General features: G+C 65.1%; 16 protein-coding genes. 13 read left to right on the top strand and 3 right to left on the bottom strand.

The window, feature by feature from the left end:
• Positions 1-139 precede the first annotated feature (139 nt).
• On the top strand, positions 140-1,939 hold the full coding sequence (locus B0G38_RS13780; RefSeq protein ID WP_264669933.1) for a proline--tRNA ligase: 1,800 nt from the start codon (positions 140-142) through the stop codon (positions 1,937-1,939).
• A complete protein-coding gene (locus B0G38_RS13775) occupies positions 1,936-2,745 on the top strand; it encodes a sulfite exporter TauE/SafE family protein (RefSeq protein ID WP_169996426.1) in 810 nt (269 codons plus the stop codon). Before B0G38_RS13780 ends, B0G38_RS13775 begins: the two co-directional genes overlap by 4 nt.
• Before the next feature lie 27 nt (positions 2,746-2,772).
• On the opposite strand, the gene B0G38_RS13770 is transcribed toward B0G38_RS13775, so the two are convergent.
• Positions 2,773-3,756 carry an aminoglycoside phosphotransferase family protein gene (locus B0G38_RS13770; RefSeq protein ID WP_264669932.1) on the bottom strand — a complete coding sequence of 328 codons (984 nt, stop codon included), beginning with the start codon at positions 3,754-3,756 and terminating at the stop codon, positions 2,773-2,775.
• A complete protein-coding gene (locus tag B0G38_RS13765) occupies positions 3,753-4,991 on the bottom strand; it encodes a ferritin-like domain-containing protein (RefSeq protein WP_264669931.1) in 1,239 nt (412 codons plus the stop codon). The genes B0G38_RS13770 and B0G38_RS13765 overlap by 4 nt, the downstream gene beginning before the upstream one ends.
• Positions 4,992-5,104: 113 nt before the next feature.
• Between B0G38_RS13765 and B0G38_RS13760 the strand changes: the two genes are divergently transcribed.
• From B0G38_RS13760 to rbfA, 5 genes are all read left to right on the top strand, one after another.
• On the top strand, positions 5,105-5,719 hold the full coding sequence (locus B0G38_RS13760) for a ribosome maturation factor RimP (RefSeq protein WP_319801249.1): 615 nt from the start codon (positions 5,105-5,107) through the stop codon (positions 5,717-5,719).
• Between the two features lies 1 nt (position 5,720).
• Positions 5,721-6,698: a transcription termination factor NusA gene (nusA, locus tag B0G38_RS13755; protein ID WP_264669930.1), complete on the top strand. Its 978-nt coding sequence runs from the start codon at positions 5,721-5,723 to the stop codon at positions 6,696-6,698.
• 62 nt (positions 6,699-6,760) lie between these two features.
• A complete protein-coding gene (locus B0G38_RS13750; protein ID WP_319801248.1) occupies positions 6,761-7,162 on the top strand; it encodes a YlxR family protein in 402 nt (133 codons plus the stop codon).
• A gap of 136 nt (positions 7,163-7,298) precedes the next feature.
• Complete coding sequence (gene infB, locus B0G38_RS13745) at positions 7,299-10,220, top strand: translation initiation factor IF-2 (RefSeq protein WP_264669929.1); 2,922 nt, start codon at positions 7,299-7,301, stop codon at positions 10,218-10,220.
• 78 nt (positions 10,221-10,298) lie between these two features.
• The gene (gene rbfA / locus B0G38_RS13740) at positions 10,299-10,772 is read left to right on the top strand and encodes a 30S ribosome-binding factor RbfA (protein WP_264669928.1); all 474 of its coding nucleotides are present in this window, start codon (positions 10,299-10,301) and stop codon (positions 10,770-10,772) included.
• A gap of 68 nt (positions 10,773-10,840) precedes the next feature.
• Here rbfA and B0G38_RS13735 read toward each other — a convergent pair whose 3' ends face one another.
• On the bottom strand, positions 10,841-11,974 hold the full coding sequence (locus B0G38_RS13735) for a ScyD/ScyE family protein (RefSeq protein ID WP_264669927.1): 1,134 nt from the start codon (positions 11,972-11,974) through the stop codon (positions 10,841-10,843).
• A gap of 198 nt (positions 11,975-12,172) precedes the next feature.
• On the opposite strand from B0G38_RS13735, the gene B0G38_RS13730 reads away from it, so the two are divergent.
• The 6 genes from B0G38_RS13730 to rpsO all read left to right on the top strand — a co-directional run bounded on the left by B0G38_RS13730 (position 12,173) and on the right by rpsO (position 15,961).
• Positions 12,173-12,655, top strand: coding sequence for a nucleoside deaminase (locus B0G38_RS13730; RefSeq protein WP_264669926.1), 483 nt, complete (start codon positions 12,173-12,175; stop codon positions 12,653-12,655).
• Positions 12,656-12,749: 94 nt separating this feature from the next.
• Positions 12,750-13,625 carry a tRNA pseudouridine(55) synthase TruB gene (truB, locus tag B0G38_RS13725; protein WP_264669977.1) on the top strand — a complete coding sequence of 292 codons (876 nt, stop codon included), beginning with the start codon at positions 12,750-12,752 and terminating at the stop codon, positions 13,623-13,625.
• The gene (locus tag B0G38_RS13720) at positions 13,625-13,999 is read left to right on the top strand and encodes a hypothetical protein (RefSeq protein ID WP_264669925.1); all 375 of its coding nucleotides are present in this window, start codon (positions 13,625-13,627) and stop codon (positions 13,997-13,999) included. Before truB ends, B0G38_RS13720 begins: the two co-directional genes overlap by 1 nt.
• 14 nt (positions 14,000-14,013) lie before the next feature.
• Complete coding sequence (locus B0G38_RS13715) at positions 14,014-14,457, top strand: hypothetical protein (protein ID WP_264669924.1); 444 nt, start codon at positions 14,014-14,016, stop codon at positions 14,455-14,457.
• A 103-nt stretch (positions 14,458-14,560) separates the two neighbouring features.
• Positions 14,561-15,541, top strand: coding sequence for a bifunctional riboflavin kinase/FAD synthetase (locus B0G38_RS13710; protein WP_264669923.1), 981 nt, complete (start codon positions 14,561-14,563; stop codon positions 15,539-15,541).
• 150 nt (positions 15,542-15,691) lie between these two features.
• On the top strand, positions 15,692-15,961 hold the full coding sequence (gene rpsO / locus B0G38_RS13705) for a 30S ribosomal protein S15 (protein WP_264669922.1): 270 nt from the start codon (positions 15,692-15,694) through the stop codon (positions 15,959-15,961).
• Positions 15,962-16,102: the final 141 nt, after the last annotated feature.

Here is a 16,102-nt window from a genome sequence, read left to right as displayed (position 1 = left end):
AAGCCGCAGTCCAACAGGATCCGCTCCCGGCGACACCTGCCCCAAATTCGCCCAAATTCACCCGAACCGTCCGGCGACCGTAGGATTAGTTACTGATCTGCTGTTGCGACACAACGAACTTTAGAAACGGAAACCAAGCGTGGTCCTGCGACTCTCCACCCTGTTCCTGCGCACTCTGCGCGAAGATCCCGTCGACGCCGAGGTGGCCAGCCACCGGCTGCTGGTCCGCGCCGGGTACATCCGCCGCGCGGCTCCCGGCATCTACTCCTGGCTGCCGCTGGGGCTGAAGGTGCTGGCCAAGGTGGAAACCATCATCCGCGAGGAGATGTCGGCCATCGGTGCCCAGGAAGTCCATTTCCCGGCGCTGCTGCCGCGCGAACCGTACGAGACCACCAACCGCTGGACCGAGTACGGCGAGGGGCTCTTCCGTCTGCAGGACCGCAAGGGCGCGGACTATCTGCTGGCGCCCACGCACGAGGAAATGTTCACGCTGCTGGTTAAGGACCTGTACTCCTCGTACAAGGATCTGCCGGTCTGCCTGTACCAGATCCAGACCAAGTACCGCGACGAAGCGCGCCCCCGTGCCGGACTGCTGCGCGGTCGGGAGTTCATTATGAAGGATTCGTATTCCTTCGATATTGACGACGCCGGACTCGAGGACAGCTACCAGGCCCACCGCGGCGCCTACTTGCGTATTTTCGAGCGGCTGGGACTCGAAGTGGTACCCGTGAAGGCCACCGCGGGTGCCATGGGCGGGTCCAAGAGCGAGGAATTCCTGCACCCGACCGAGGTCGGCGAGGATACCTTCGTCCGCTCGGCCGGCGGCTACTCGGCCAATGTCGAAGCGGTCACCACCGTGGTTCCGGCAGAGATCGACTTCACCAACGCGCCCGAGGCCGAGGTCAAGGACACCCCGGACACCCCGACCATCGACACCCTGGTGGCGGCGGCCAACGAGTTGGCGCCGCGTCCCGAGGGTGAATGGACAGCTGCGGACACGCTGAAGAACGTGGTCCTGGCTGTCACCCTGCCGACCGGGGAGCGCCAGGTAGTGGTGCTCGGCGTGCCGGGCGACCGCGCCGTGGACCTCAAGCGGGTCGAAGCTAATATCGGCGGCTTCCTGCCGATCGGCGGGGAAATCGGCATCGAGGCCGCCAACGAAAACGACCTCAAGAAGCACCCGGGCCTGGTCCGGGGCTACATCGGCCCGGGCGAGAGCCTGAACGCGGCGGTGCTCGGCACCGAAGGCAAGACCGGACTGCTGTACCTGGTGGACCCGCGCGTGGTCTCCGGGACCAGCTGGATCACCGGCGCGAACGTCGACGGCAAGCACGTCTTCGGCCTGGTGGCCGGCCGCGACTTCACGTGGGACGGCGTCATCGAGTCCGTCGACGTGCGCGCCGGCGACGAAGCCCCTGACGGCTCCGGTCCGCTCGAGGCCGCACGCGGCATCGAGATGGGCCACATTTTCCAGCTAGGCCGCAAGTACGCCGAGGCGCTGGGCCTGCAGGTGCTGGACAAGAACGGCAAGCTGGCCACCGTCACCATGGGTTCGTACGGCGTCGGCGTCACCCGGGCTGTGGCCGCCCTGGCCGAATCGAACCACGACGACAAGGGGCTGATCTGGCCCCGCAATGTTGCCCCTGCCGACGTGCACGTCGTGGCAACCGGCCGCGGACAGGAAATCTTCGAGGCCGCCGACAAGCTCTCCGAAGACCTCGCGGCCGCCGGACTGGAGGTCATCTACGATGACCGGCCCAAGGTTTCCCCCGGCGTGAAGTTCGGCGACGCGGAACTCATCGGTGTGCCGACCATTCTGGTGGTCGGCCGCGGTCTGGCCGACGGTGTGGTCGAGGTCAAGGACCGAGCCACCGGCGAAGCGCAGAACGTGCCCTTGGAGGACGCCGTCGCACAGGTGGCCGCCCTCGCCGGGAAGTGATCTCCGGACTCGAGGAACTGGAACTGGCCACCATCATCCTTGTGGTGGTGGCCGGTTTCGCCGCCGGCTGGGTTGATGCCGTGGTCGGCGGCGGCGGCCTGATCCAGTTGCCGGCGCTGCTGCTGGTGCCCGGCATCAGCCCCGTGCAGGCATTGGCGACCAACAAGATGGGCTCGATCTTCGGGACCACCACGAGCGCCATTACCTATTACCGGCGCGCCCACCCCGATCTGAAAACTGCGCTGCCCATGGCCGGGGTGGCGCTGGCGGGCAGCTTCGGCGGCGCGATCGTGGCGACGGTGCTGCCCTCGGAAGTGTTCAAACCGATCATCGTAGCGGCGCTCATCGCCGTCGCAATTTTTACTGCCCTGCGTCCGACGGCGGGCACCCTCACCAAGCTGCGCTACACCGGGGCGCGACATTTCGGCACGGCCGCCGGCATCGGTCTGGTCATCGGGTTTTACGACGGGCTGATCGGCCCCGGAACGGGCTCATTCCTGATTATCGCGATGGTGGCCATGCTCGGATACAACTTCCTGGCCGCCAGTGCCAAGGCCAAGATCGTGAACATGGCCACCAACTTCGGCGCGCTGCTGTTCTTCCTGCCCAGCGGCGCCCTGCTGTGGGGACTCGGCCTGATTCTGGGTCTGGCGAACATGGCCGGCGGCTACCTCGGCGCCCGGATGGCGGTAACCCAGGGCAGCAAATTCATCCGCGTAGTCTTCCTGCTCGTAGTCGCGGCCCTGATCATCAAGCTGGGCTACGACGTGGTGCAGGAGAACATCCTGGGGAAGCCGGGGGCTTAGGACCAAGGCATGCCACGGCGGGCCGGCCTACGGCAGTTGCAGTTCATGTGCGGGCGGAAGCCCCGGCAGGGTACGGCCGGCAAGCGTGGAGGCAACCCAGAGGGAACGTTGCGCGTGGCCGCTGCTGCCGTGCTGCAGATAGTCCAGTGCGTTGGTCACCTCGCGGACGATGCTCCACTGCAGCGCGGTCTCCGGCTGCAGCTCCGCCGCTGTGCAAAGTTCCTCGCACCGGCGGACCAGGTGGGTCTCCGGATCTGTGGCATGCAGGTCCGGTATCCGGTTCCAGAGCATCGGCGCCACCTCGAATTCAGCCTCGCCCAGCATGGGCTTCGGGTCGATGACCGCGAAACTGTCGGCAGTATCCGTCCGGGCCAGCACGTTCCCATAATGCAGGTCGGTGTGGACCAGCACATCGCGGGCTTCGCGGCGCCCCACCGTGCCCCGAACCTGGCAGACCTCCAGCGCGCATTCGAGCAGCCAGCGGTCAAAGGGCTCGCCGAGCGCAGACCAGTCCGCAGGCAGCGAATCCGACCACTGCTCGGCCGTCGCCGCTACGGTTTCGAAAGCTGGCCAACTCTCCGCCGCTTCGGGGGACCGGTGCAACTGCCGCACCAGCGGTCCCCACACCGCCGCAGTCCCGTCCAACGGCATATCGAGCAAGGACCGGTCGCCGTCCAGCCGCTCGAGCAACTGCACAAAAGGGTCCTCCCCGCTACGCAGCAGGGCCACGGCACCGCGACCGTTCCAGATCCGCAGCGCCGCGGACTCGAGCAGCGCTTCATCGTGGGGAACCGCGAGCTTCAGCACCGCTAGTGTGCCGGACCGGGTGCGCACCGGCACTACTGCCGCCAGCTGCCCGAACCAGGGGCCGCCACCGGCGGGGTCCGCCTCCAACTGCCAGCTTTCGAACATGGCGGCGCACAGGTTGTTGAATTGCTGGAGCCAGCGGGAGCCGCCGGGTAACTGCAGTGCGTTGAGCCGCAGGTCGGCCGGGAGCTCCATCGGGATCATCGCGGGCCGTCCTTCAAAGCCGACGCCGACGGTACCGCACCGGCAGTTTCGGACGTTCCGGAAGGGGAGACTGCGTTGCCGCTTGCCCGAAGGGCGAGGCCGGGGGTGAGCGGCGGCTCCCCGGTGATGGCCGCGATCCGCTCTGCCGCTCCCGGCAGGTCTGCGGCTGCGGCAGCCTGCAGTGCGCCGTCGCCGAGGGCCACCAGGTCTCCCAGCGCCAGCGCGGCGTCGCGTTCCGCCTCGCCGAGCCCCTGCCACGGTTCGTCGAGGAAGCCCTCGGGAAGTTCATAGGCCGGCTCGCGCAGCGGCAGGTCCACGCAGGCGTCCGCGGCCAGCTCCTCCCAGCGTTCCATCAGGTCCCGATGCGCGGCGTAGTTCTCTGCCGCGGCTTCACGCTGAGCGCCCGTGATCCGGGGCAGCGTGGCCTGGTACAGGAACGCCAGCTTGTATTCACTCACAACGACGGCGGATGCCGCCTGTGCTTCCGCCGGCAGCTCACCCCCGGGCGCCGAAGACTGGGATTCCTGCTCTTCGGTGCCGGGCCGGCCGCATTCAGCTGGCGAATCCACCACATCGGGTCGCCAGGCCACCGGCTGTTCGGTGTCGGGATAAGCCTCGTGCAGCAAGGAGGCCTGGCTGAATACCGACGCGCCGACGGAGGCCAGCAGGCGCGCAAGGCCGGGTTCCACCTCCAAGGACGAAGAGAGCAGGAAACGGGAGGTCGAGGCCAGCCGTTGAAGCGTGCCCTCCAGCGTCGGCGCCCCGGCTTCGCGCGAGGGCGGCTTGGTGGTCATGGGGCTGGGTGCCTCTGCATCGAGGATGCCAGCACCGTCTCCGGAATCGGAATCCGGGGCGGCGGCTCCCGATGGCCAGGTGGTCTGCAGCGGGAACAATCCGGCCTGCTGTTCCAGCGCGGAAGCGGCGCTCAGCAGCAGTGCCGGGCCGCCGTCGTCGTTGTTTGAATTGCCCTCAACCGAGGCGAGGTGACGAAGATCTCCGGCCACTGCCAGAAGCCGCTGCCGGGCGTCCAGACGCGCCTGTTCGGTGGTGCTCAGCGGGGGAGGGACAGTCTCCAGGCTGGTGACGACGGTGCCGATGCTGACGACCAGCGCGGCGGCAAGCAAAAGCAGTAAGGTACGCCGGAAAAAGCGGCCGGCTCTGCCGCCGGCCTTGGTGCCGGCCGTGCCCTTGGCCGGCCGTCCTGACGTTGTTCCCACAACAGTTGATAATGTCATGGCATCAGGCACGGACGCACCACACGGTGCGGCGCGTGGCCTATTAGCGTGTCACGGGAGCGTGAGAAAGTCGCTAGTCTAGTAGCTACAACAACATCTAGCGGGAGGCAGCTATGGCGGATCGACCCGATCACACCGGCGTGTTCCAGTCGGGGAAACCATCCGGCGCCCAGACCCAATTGGAAGCGTCGCGGCTGAAGGACCTATTGGCCCCCACCGTGGCTGCCAGCGACCTGTACCTGGAAGACATTGAAGTTCGGATCGCCGGAACCCAGCGCACCGTACACGTGATCGTGGATCTGCCCGAGGACCAGCAGGGCGGCGTGAGCCTGGACAAGATTGCGGAGGTCTCGCAGGGCCTGTCCGCGGCGCTGGACGAGGACCCGCATGATGAGGGCGCCCCCTATGATCTTGAAGTTTCTTCCCCCGGCGTGAGCCGGCCGCTGACCGAACCGCGGCACTGGCGCCGCAATCTCGGCCGCAAGGTGTCGGTGAAAGTTCTCGACGGCGACAACGTCACCGGGCGTCTGCTGGAAGTCGGGGACGATTCCGTCACGATACGGCCCGACATTCCCGTGAAGAAGGGCATGAAGCCCAAGCACGGGGATCCCGTCCAACTGGCCTTTGCGAACATCCGCAGCGGCAAGGTGGAAATAGAATTCACCCACCTGGATGAAGACCTGGCCGCAGCTCAGATGCGCGGCGAACTAGAAGATGAGGAGGCCTGACATGGATATCGACATGAGCGCCCTGCGGTTCCTGGAACGTGAACGCGAAATCCCCCTGGACCTGCTCATTCCCACGATTGAGCAGGCGTTGCTGGTGGCGTACCACAAGACGCCGGGTTCGATCGATAAGGCTCGCGCCGAGCTGGACCGCAAGAGCGGCCATGTGACCATCTGGGCCGCGGAAATGGACGAGGACGGCACCGTTGTCGGCGAGTTCGACGACACCCCGAGCGGGTTCGGCCGCATAGCGGCTTCCACCGCGCGCCAGATCATTCTGCAGCGCCTGCGGGACGCCGAGGATGACAACGTGCTCGGCATTTTCCGCGGCAAGGAAGGCGAGCTCGTCTCCGGGTTGATCCAGCAAGGCCACAATCCCAACATGGTCCAGGTAGACCTCGGCACCGTCGAGGCACTGCTGCCGCCGCCGGAACAGGTGCCGGGGGAGAAGTACCCGCATGGCGCCCGCTTGCGTGCCTTTGTGGTGGATGTGCACCGCGGCATGAAGGGTCCCTCGATCACGCTTTCCCGCTCGCACCCGGGCCTGGTCCGCAAACTCTTCGAACTGGAAGTCCCGGAGATCGCGGACAACAGCGTCGAGATCGTGGCGCTGGCGCGCGAGGCGGGCCACCGCACCAAGATTGCTGTGAAGGCCAACATTCCCGGCCTCAACGCCAAGGGCGCCTGCATTGGCGAGATGGGTTCCCGCGTGCGCGCCGTCATGACCGAACTGCACGATGAGAAGATCGACATCGTGGACTTCAGCGAAGACCCGGCAACGTTTATCGGCAATGCCCTCTCTCCCTCGCGCGTGTCTTCGGTCACCATTACGGATCCGGATCTGCGTGCCGCCCGCGTGGTCGTGCCGGACTACCAGCTGTCCCTGGCCATCGGTAAAGAGGGCCAGAATGCCCGTTTGGCTGCCAAGCTCACCGGCTGGCGGATCGACATTGTGTCCGATGCTGTGGCGGTCCAGCAGTAGCCGCCGGCACTGCAACAACGGCTCCGGTTCGTAGACTGGCTAGGGAAAGCGCTAGAATAAACATGGTCCGGTCTTCCGACTTCCAGCCCGGCGGGCATGATTCCCGCCAGCAGGGCACCGCTGCGGCTTCGCCGCAGCGCACCTGTGTGGGTTGCCGCCGTCGGGATGACCAGGCCGGTTTGCTGCGCTTGGTCACGGCAGACGGTGCCAGCACTGTCGTCGTGGATCAATTCCGGCGCCTGCCCGGGCGGGGTGCTTGGCTGCATCCCCAACCCGAATGCCTGGCAATGGCTGTGAAGCGGCGTGCCTTCAACAGGGCCTTTAAGGGTAAAGTTGATAGCCGTGCCGTGGAAGGTTACTTCCAAGCACTTGATCCGGCCGCGGAAAACGTGTCCGGATCACACCAACCGTCCAACCTGAAAGCGGGTCAGAAAACTGATGGAAACCCGATGAGTGCCAAGTGATGAGTGCCCAACGATGACTTATCTGTTGTGCGCTGCCCACGGTCTGAGTGCGATGTGCGTTCCGCACGGCGCAGAAGGCCGCAGCAAGAAATAGACGGTTCGTGCCTGGCTCGGTGCGGACCGAGACAGGAGAAATGTGGCCAAGGTCCGCGTACACGAGCTCGCAAAAGAGCTCGGTATTACCTCGAAAGATGCAGTAGCAAAACTGCAGGAACTGGGCGAATTCGTCCGGTCCGCCTCATCCACCATTGAGGCGCCCGTCGTGAAGAAGCTTCGCGACGCCTACCCCGCCGCTCCGGCGAAGAATGCTTCCCCCGCTCCGGCAGCCAAGGCTGCACCGAAGCCGGCGGGTGCCCCGACGCCCGGGCCCAAAACCGAAGCGAAGCCAGCTGCCGCACAGCCGGCCGCACCCAGTGCGCCTGCAGCTCCGGCTGCCCAGGCTCCGGCTCCGGCTGCCCAGGCTCCGGCTGCACCAGCGGCACCGGCTCCCCAGGCTCAGGCCCCGGCCGCGCCTGCGGCTCCGGCTGCCACGTCCGATACACCGGCACCGGCGAAGCCGGGCGCAGCGGCGCCCGCCAAGCCCGCCGCCGCTGCTCCGCGTCCAGGCGGCACCCGTGCCGGTGGCGCCCCCCGCCCCGGCAACAACCCGTTTGCAACCTCGCAGGGCATGCCCCGCGGCGCCCGTGGCGACCGCGAGCGTGATGGCGAGCGTGCACCGCGTCCGGGAAACAATCCTTTTGCAACCTCGCAGGGCATGCCCCGCGGCGGCCGTGACGGGGCTCCCCGTCCGGCGGCAGCAGGACAGGGCGGACCGCGTCCGGCTGCAGGCCAGGGCGGTCCCCGTCCCGGTGCTCCGCGTCCGGGTGCACCCCGTCCGGGTGCCCCGCGCCCCGGTGCTCCGCGTCCGGGTGCTCCGCGTCCGGGTGGCGGTCCCGGCGGCGGTCCGGGCGGCGCACGTCCGACTCCGGGCATGATGCCCAACCGTACCGAGCGTCCGGCACCTGCCGGCCGCGGCGGTGCTCCAGGCCGTCCGGGTGCTCCCGGCCGTCCGGGTACCGGTGGCCCCGGTGGCGGTGCTCCCGCCGGCGGCGGCTTCGGCAAGGGTGGCCGCGGACGCGGCGGAACCCAGGGTGCTTTCGGTAAGGGAGGCGCCGGCCGCGGCAAGCAGCGCAAGTCCAAGCGCGCCAAGCGCCAGGAGCTGGAGCAGATGAGTGCTCCGTCGCTGGGTGGCGTGAGCGTACCCCGCGGCGACGGCAAGACCGTTGTGCGCCTGCGCCGTGGTTCTTCGATCACGGACTTTGCCGACAAGATCGAGGCCAACCCGGCTGCACTGGTCACCGTGCTGTTCCACCTCGGTGAAATGGCTACGGCTACCCAGTCTCTGGACGAGGAAACCTTCGAACTGCTGGGTGAGGAACTGGGCTACAAGATCCAGGTTGTTTCCCCCGAGGACGAAGAGCGCGAGCTGCTGGACTCCTTCGACATCGACCTCGATGCCGAACTTGAGGCTGAGGGCGATGCAGAGTTGGAGAAGCGTGCGGCCGTTGTCACTGTCATGGGCCACGTTGACCACGGTAAGACCCGACTGCTCGATGCCATCCGCAACACCAAGGTTGTTGAAGGCGAGCACGGCGGCATTACCCAGCACATTGGTGCCTACCAGATCGGCGTCGAGCATGACGGACGCGATCGCCGGATCACCTTCATCGATACTCCGGGCCACGAGGCGTTCACCGCCATGCGTGCCCGTGGTGCGAAGGTCACCGACATCGCCATCCTGGTCGTCGCAGCCGATGACGGCGTCATGCCGCAGACCATCGAGGCGCTCAACCACGCCCAGGCGGCCAATGTGCCGATCGTCGTGGCCGTGAACAAGATCGACAAGGAAGGCGCCAACCCGGAGAAGATCCGCGGCCAGCTGACCGAATACGGTCTGGTTCCGGAGGAGTACGGCGGCGACACGATGTTCGTGGACGTCTCTGCGCGTCAGACCCTGAACATCGACGATCTGCTCTCGGCCGTGCTGCTGACTGCAGACGCTGCACTGGACCTGCGTGCCAACCCGAACAAGGACGCCCGCGGTATCGCCATCGAAGCGAACCTGGACAAGGGCCGTGGTGCGGTGGCAACCGTGCTGGTCCAGTCCGGTACGCTGCATGTCGGCGACACGATCGTTGCCGGTATTGCCCACGGCCGCGTCCGCGCCATGTTCAACGAGAACGGCGACACGGTCGAAGCCGCGGAGCCGTCCCGTCCGGTCCAGGTACTGGGTCTGTCGACCGTGCCGCGTGCCGGCGACACCTTCCTGGTTACCGACGACGAGCGGACCGCCCGCCAGATCGCTGAGAAGCGTGAGGCTGCGGACCGCAACGCCGCCCTGGCCAAGCGCCGCAAGCGCATCAGCCTTGAAGACTTCGACAAGGCTGTGGCCGAGGGCAAGGTTGATACCCTCAACCTCATCCTCAAGGGTGACGTTTCCGGTGCGGTTGAAGCTCTGGAAGACTCGCTGCTCAAGATCGATGTTGGCGAAGGTGTGCAGCTGCGCGTCATCCACCGCGGTGTCGGTGCCATCACGCAGAACGACGTCAACTTGGCGACGGTCGACAACGCGATCATCATCGGGTTCAACGTCAAGCCCGCCGAGCGTGTGGCTGAATTGGCTGACCGCGAGGGCGTGGACATGCGCTTCTACTCGGTCATCTACGCAGCCATCGACGATATCGAGCTGGCCCTCAAGGGCATGCTCAAGCCGGAATACGAAGAGTTCCAGCTTGGAACGGCTGAAATCCGCGAGATCTTCCGCTCTTCCAAGCACGGAAACATCGCAGGTTCCATCGTCCGCTCCGGCATCATCCGGCGTAATACCAAGGCCCGTGTTAGCCGCGATGGCAAGATCATCGGCGACAACCTCAGCGTTGACTCGCTGAAGCGGTTCAAGGATGACGCCACCGAGGTCCGCGAGGGCTTCGAGTGCGGTATCGGCCTGGGGTCGTTCAACGACCTGAAGGAAGGCGACATGATCGAGACCTTCGAGATGCGCGAGAAGCCGCGCGCCTAAGTAATCTCCGATGCAGGCGCCCGGCGGTCACAACCGCCGGGCGCCTGCACCTTCACCAACACACCATGAGGAGGGGCTATGGCCGATCCAGCACGCGCCGCAAAACTGGCAGACCGGATTAAAGTTGTGGTTGCACAAGCGCTGGAGCGCCGGGTCAAGGACCCGCGGCTCGGTTTTGTCACCATTACGGACGCCCGTGTCACCAACGACTTGCAGCACGCCACGCTTTACTACACCGTCTTCGGCGACGAGACCCAGCAGGCGGACACCCGCAAGGCGCTGGAGTCCGCCAAGGGAGTCCTGCGCTCCGAGGTTGGCAAGAACATCACGGTACGGCTGACCCCGACCCTGGAGTTCGTCCCTGACGAAATTCCGGTCAACGCCAGTCATCTCGAGGAACTGCTGCGGGCAGCCAAGGCCCGCGATGCCGAAGTTGCTGCCCTGGCAGAGGGTGCAGTTTTCGCCGGCGAGTCCGATCCTTACCGCAAGGACGACGAGGACGACGAAGACGTAGAAGGCTTCACCGACGAACCGGACGAGGCAGCCAAGTAGCCTCGGCCGATCGGCAGTGCAGAAAGCGGCAGACCATGGGTCTGCCGCTTTCTGCTTTCTGCCGACGGTTACCGGAGACGGACCTTGATCACCTGCCCGGCCGCAGGCATCTGCGGTGCAGCGTTCACGGTGGCGTACAGAGTCCGGCCCTCGATCTCCACCGCTCCCGGGACCTTGGTTTTGAGGAAGGTACGCACTCTGTCGCTGTCGTCCTTGACGACGGAGATCTTGCCGCCGAACATCTCGGCCACGTAAATGTCCCCTCGGCTGCTCAGCGCCAGTCCGGTGGCACCGGCGAATCCATCCGCTATTTCGACGGTTTTTCCCGTCCTCGGATGGACCTTGTAGACGGCTCCGAGCTCGCCCCAGCTGGTGTCTTCGGCCCCGCCGGGCAGCGTGCTGACGTACAGCCAGCCGTCGTCGCCGATTTCGACGTCGGTTGGTACCGGTTCAAGATAAAGGCGTTCACCGACCACGCAGTCCGGCAGTTTCTTCTCCCGGGCCAGCTCCTTGGTGATTTTGACCCTGGTGGCGGGAAGTACCGCAACGGTCCTTACTCGTTCAGAGTCTTTGTTGATCCTGAAGATCGCGTTGGCGCCGGCATCGGCGACAAAGATGCTGCGCCGGCTTACCGCGGTGGCATAGGCGTGCGAATCCACGCCTCCTTTGTACTTGTCGGGCCGGTCCATGGGCATCTTGATCTGGCCGAGGCAGCTCTTGCTGTCGACGTGGCGGAAACCGTAGGTCACCTTCCCGTCCGGATTATGCTTAGCCTCATGTTTGGCAACATCGGCGATGTCGCGGACCCTGCCGTTATCGGACCGGGACTTGATGACTTGGACGTTCGGCGCAGGATCGTGTTCGCCCGCACCGGTACCCTCCATGAAATACAAGGTGTCGCGGAAGCGCGAGACCGCGCCGACTTCCGTTCCCTTCTTTGCCGCCTTGTAGACATTGCGCAGGTCCCCGTCCTCCGTGATGCGGTCAAGGGTGCCGGCGAAGTTCTGCGTGACATAGACCTCGGCGTTCCCCCTGCCGGTAGCCAGGCTCAACGGCGAGAACAGCGGGGGATCGACGGTGAGAGTTTCGACGTGGCGCGGACGGGGATCATCGCGGTGCGACGCGCTGGCTGTGGCGATCCCGGAAGTCAGAGCCATTCCAAGGGCGATGGGCAAGGCGATGCTTAACTTGGTGTTTTTCACAGCTATTGCTCCTGTGCATGGCCGGCAGGCGTGCCCCGGCAGGCACGGGCGGGGCCTGTTGGATGAAGATGTTAATGCCTATGAGGCAACAGCACCGGCGGCCCTCGGTGCTCCCCAACGGATGCTGCCCTGGTAGCAGTAGGGTCAAGGTAGTCCTGCGTTATCCCACTGTCAACGATCAAAGGATTAAAGGAAACCATGGAAAACGATGCTGATCGCGTAGCCGGGTATCTCGCCCGGACGGTAGCCCTGGCCGTGCGCAACGTCGGTGCCGAAGGCGGGCCCTTCGGCGCGATCGTGGTGGCCCCCGACGGAAGAATCTTCGAGGGCAGCAACCGCGTGACTGCGAACAATGATCCGACGGCGCATGCGGAAGTAGTGGCAATCCGCCATGCCTGCAGCGAACTTGGAACCTTCAATCTCGCCGGCTGCTCCCTCTACAGCAGTTGCGAACCGTGCCCGCTGTGCCTCTCCGCCGCTCTCTGGTCGCGGTTGGACCACGTGTACTTTGCCGCCGACCGCCAGGACGCTGCCCGGGCAGGCTTTGACGACGCCGACTTCTACGACTATATCCAGGGCAGGGGAGATCTTAGTCTCATGCCGGTGGAGCAGATTGTGGTGCCGACATCGCAGGAACCCTTCCGCAGCTGGGAACAACTTGATGCCAAAACGGAGTACTGAGGTTTCTGGGGCCGTCGACGGCGTGAATGGACCGGGCAGCCAACCCCATATACTGGAAGGCGTGAATTCCGGGCCGGTCCGTTCAGGACTAATAATCGTGGACAAGCCGCAGGGGTGGACCAGCCATGACGTGGTGGGCCGCATGCGGCGGCTGGCGGGGACCCGAAAAGTGGGACATGCCGGTACCTTGGACCCGATGGCCACCGGCGTGCTGGTGGTGGGCATCAACCGGGCCACGCGGCTGCTGACGTACATTGTGGGCACCTCGAAGACCTACACGGCAACCATCAGGCTCGGCCAGTCCACCGTCACGGACGACGCCGAGGGTGAAGTCCTCAACGAAACCATTGCCGCCGCGGTCACCGAGCAGGAGATCCACGCTGCCGTCGCCGCGCTGACTGGAGAAATCCAGCAGGTTCCCAGCAGCGTTTCCGCCATCAAGGTCAATGGCGAGCGGTCCTATGCGCGGGTCCGGGCCGGCAACGAGGTGAAACTCGCTGCCCGGCCGGTGACTGTCAGCCGTTTCGACATCCATCATGTCCGGCGCGAACGCGGGGGCAAACTGCTCGATGTGGACGTGACCGTGGAATGCTCGTCCGGAACGTACATCCGCGCCCTGGCGCGGGACCTCGGCAATGCGTTGGGAGTGGGCGGGCACCTGACGGCCCTCCGGCGAACGCAGGTTGGGCCGTACAGCATCGAAGCCGCAGCAACGCTGGAGGAACTGGCAGTGGAACTGCAGATGCTCGAGCTGGATGATGCTGCGCGCGCACTGTTCCCTGCACGTGAACTGAACGACGCCGAAGCAGCCGATCTGTCCCATGGACGACGGATCTCTGCCGGGCAGGACCCGGCGCCGGTGGCGGCGTTTGCCCCGGATGGAACTTTGGTTGCACTTTTGGAGAACAAGGGCGAAACGGCCAGACCTCTGCTGGTCTTCGCCGCCGGGAATGATGAGGGTAAGCGTTAGTGGTCGTCGACGGTTTTTTCATTGCCGGAGCAGTTGTCTGCCTTCTCGCCGCACTGATCTGCGTGGTCGCTGCGGTGATCAAGCAGCCGCCCAATGACATCACGATCCTTTCGGTAGCCGCCGTCGAACTCTTCCTGCTGGTGTATGGCATCGCCGCCATCGTCCGGCAGGCCGGGGGAGAGGCGGTAGCGGGAGAGGTCTGGGAGTTCTGGGGGTACTGGATTACCGCCCTGCTGGTACCGATCGCGGCCTTCTGGTGGTCCATTCTGGAGCGGACCCGCTGGAGCAACCTGATCCTGGGCGCGGTTGGCCTGACCATTTTCGTGATGCTCGTGCGGATGGAGCAGATCTGGGATGGAGCCTTGGCAGTATGAAAGCGGAGAACAGCATGACTTCCCCTCAGGAAACCCCGGCAGAACCGGTGGAAACCGGCTCCCGTTCAACCGGACCGGGACGACTGATTGTGGCCGTGTACGGCGTCTTCGCCATCTCGGCCACGGCCCGGGCGTCCTATCAGATCGCCACAAAATTCACCGAGGCACCGGTCGCCTACCTGCTCTCGGCTTTTGCTGCTCTGGTCTACATCCTGGCCACCGTCGCTTTGGCCAAGAAGGGCGTGCGCTGGTACTGGACCTCTGTCGTTGCCATCAGCGTTGAACTGCTCGGCGTTGTTGCAGTGGGCCTGCTGAGCCTGCTGGACCCGGCCTTGCTGCCGGAGGACACCGTCTGGTCCGGCTTCGGGCAAGGCTATGGCTACATTCCGCTGGTTCTGCCGCTGCTCGGACTCTGGTGGCTCTGGCGGCACCGGCCCCGACCGGAACGAATGCGGTAATACCGCCCCGATCGTCCATAATGGACAACGGCGCCGCCTGATTTTTGCCGGGTGTGCCGAGACTGAACAGCTCATGAATAGCTAACGATGCGAGGAGCCTGCTGTGCACTACTGGAAAGACCTGGCCGAAGTACCCTCCGGTTTTGGTCCATCAGTGGTAACGCTGGGCAATTTCGACGGCGTGCACCGCGGCCACCAGCAGGTGCTGGCCAAGCTCGTGGAGACTGCCGCACGTCACAGCGCCAGCGCCGTCGCCATCTCCTTTGATCCCCATCCCGCACAGGTCCACCGTCCCGAGGCAGCGCCCCAGCAGATCATGGGGCTGCAGGACCGCATCGAGGCCCTTGAAGAGACCGGCATCGATGGACTGCTCATGATGACCTACACGCTCGAGCTTGCATCCGATACGCCGGAGGAGTTTGTCCGCAAAGTCTTCGTTGAAGCGCTCGGGGCATCCGCCGTCGTTATTGGCCACGACGTCCGGTTCGGCAAGGGCAACTCCGGTGACCTGAACACCATGCAGGAACTCGGCGAGCAGTTCGGCTTCGCCGTCGACGTGATCGAAGAATACGGTTCGGACCAGCCGGACGCCCCGGATTCGCTCTTCAGGGGTCGGCGCTGCTCCTCCTCCTGGGTCCGGGAAGCGCTGGCCGAGGGTGACGTGGCGACGGCCGCCCAGGTGATGGGCCGGCTGCACCGGATGCGCGGCGAGGTGGTCCATGGGGATGCCCGGGGGCGCGAACTGGGCTTCCCGACCGCTAACCTTTCCCCGGATGCCAGCGGGCTGATCCCCGCCGACGGCATCTACGCAGGGTGGCTCTTTGACGAGTCGGGCCGGCGCTGGCCGGCCGCTATCTCCGTGGGCTCGAATCCGACGTTCGAAGGCGCCAGCCGCCGCGTCGAGGCCCACGTCATCGACCGTCCGAAGGAAGCAAACGGGGACTTCAACCTCTACGGCCAGCAGGTCGTGGTGGAGTTCGTCCGCCGGCTGCGCGGCATGGTCGCCTACACCGGGCCGGAGGCTTTGATCGCCCAAATGGAGATCGACGTTGACCAGTCCCGGGCACTGCTTTCGACAGACTAACTCCCGGACAGGTAAACTGAGGGCTGAATTCGGCTGCGGTCCGTGGCGGCTGAATTTCTTTGTGCTTGTTCCGGCAATCCCGGCCGAGCGTGAAGACCCCGGCAGCGAAGTGCTGAAACGGGCCTCACGGCACAACTTCTAGGAGTTATTGTGGCATTAGACGCCGCTATCAAGCAGGAAATCATCAAGGAATACGCCACCCACGAGGGCGATACGGGTTCACCCGAGGTACAGATTGCAGTTCTGTCCCGCCGCATCTCGGACCTGACGGAACACCTGAAGATGCACAAGCATGACCACCACACCCGCCGCGGCCTGATGGCCCTGGTTGGTCGTCGTCGCCGCATGCTGGCTTACCTGCGCGACACCGACATCACGCGCTACCGTACGCTCATTGAGCGTCTCGGCCTGCGCCGCTAGTCTGCTGTGAAGGCGGCTCTTTCTGAACTGCTGAGGGCATAGGAAAGAGCCGCCTTCGCTTTGCTTGGCGCAGAGCCACCGGCCGGGATCCGGCAGGTGGGCAACCATAATTACACAACAGGAGTGACCGGCGTCGTAAGC

Source organism: Crystallibacter permensis, assembly GCF_025960875.1.
Classification (GTDB): Bacteria; Actinomycetota; Actinomycetes; order Actinomycetales; family Micrococcaceae; genus Crystallibacter; species Crystallibacter permensis.
Note: the sequence above shows the minus strand (reverse complement) of the source record. Positions and strands in the feature narration are given on the sequence as shown.

Bases quoted from the DNA above. Each gene is read 5' to 3' on its own strand.
- B0G38_RS13770 (WP_264669932.1), bottom strand. From the start codon at position 3,756: ATGATCCCGATGGAGCTCCCGGCCGACCTGCGGCTCAACGCACTGCAG.
- B0G38_RS13765 (WP_264669931.1), bottom strand. From the start codon at position 4,991: ATGACATTATCAACTGTTGTGGGAACAACGTCAGGACGGCCGGCCAAG.
- B0G38_RS13760 (WP_319801249.1), top strand. From the start codon at position 5,105: ATGGCGGATCGACCCGATCACACCGGCGTGTTCCAGTCGGGGAAACCA.
- nusA (WP_264669930.1), top strand. From the start codon at position 5,721: ATGGATATCGACATGAGCGCCCTGCGGTTCCTGGAACGTGAACGCGAA.
- B0G38_RS13750 (WP_319801248.1), top strand. From the start codon at position 6,761: ATGGTCCGGTCTTCCGACTTCCAGCCCGGCGGGCATGATTCCCGCCAG.
- rbfA (WP_264669928.1), top strand. From the start codon at position 10,299: ATGGCCGATCCAGCACGCGCCGCAAAACTGGCAGACCGGATTAAAGTT.
- B0G38_RS13730 (WP_264669926.1), top strand. From the start codon at position 12,173: ATGGAAAACGATGCTGATCGCGTAGCCGGGTATCTCGCCCGGACGGTA.
- B0G38_RS13715 (WP_264669924.1), top strand. From the start codon at position 14,014: ATGACTTCCCCTCAGGAAACCCCGGCAGAACCGGTGGAAACCGGCTCC.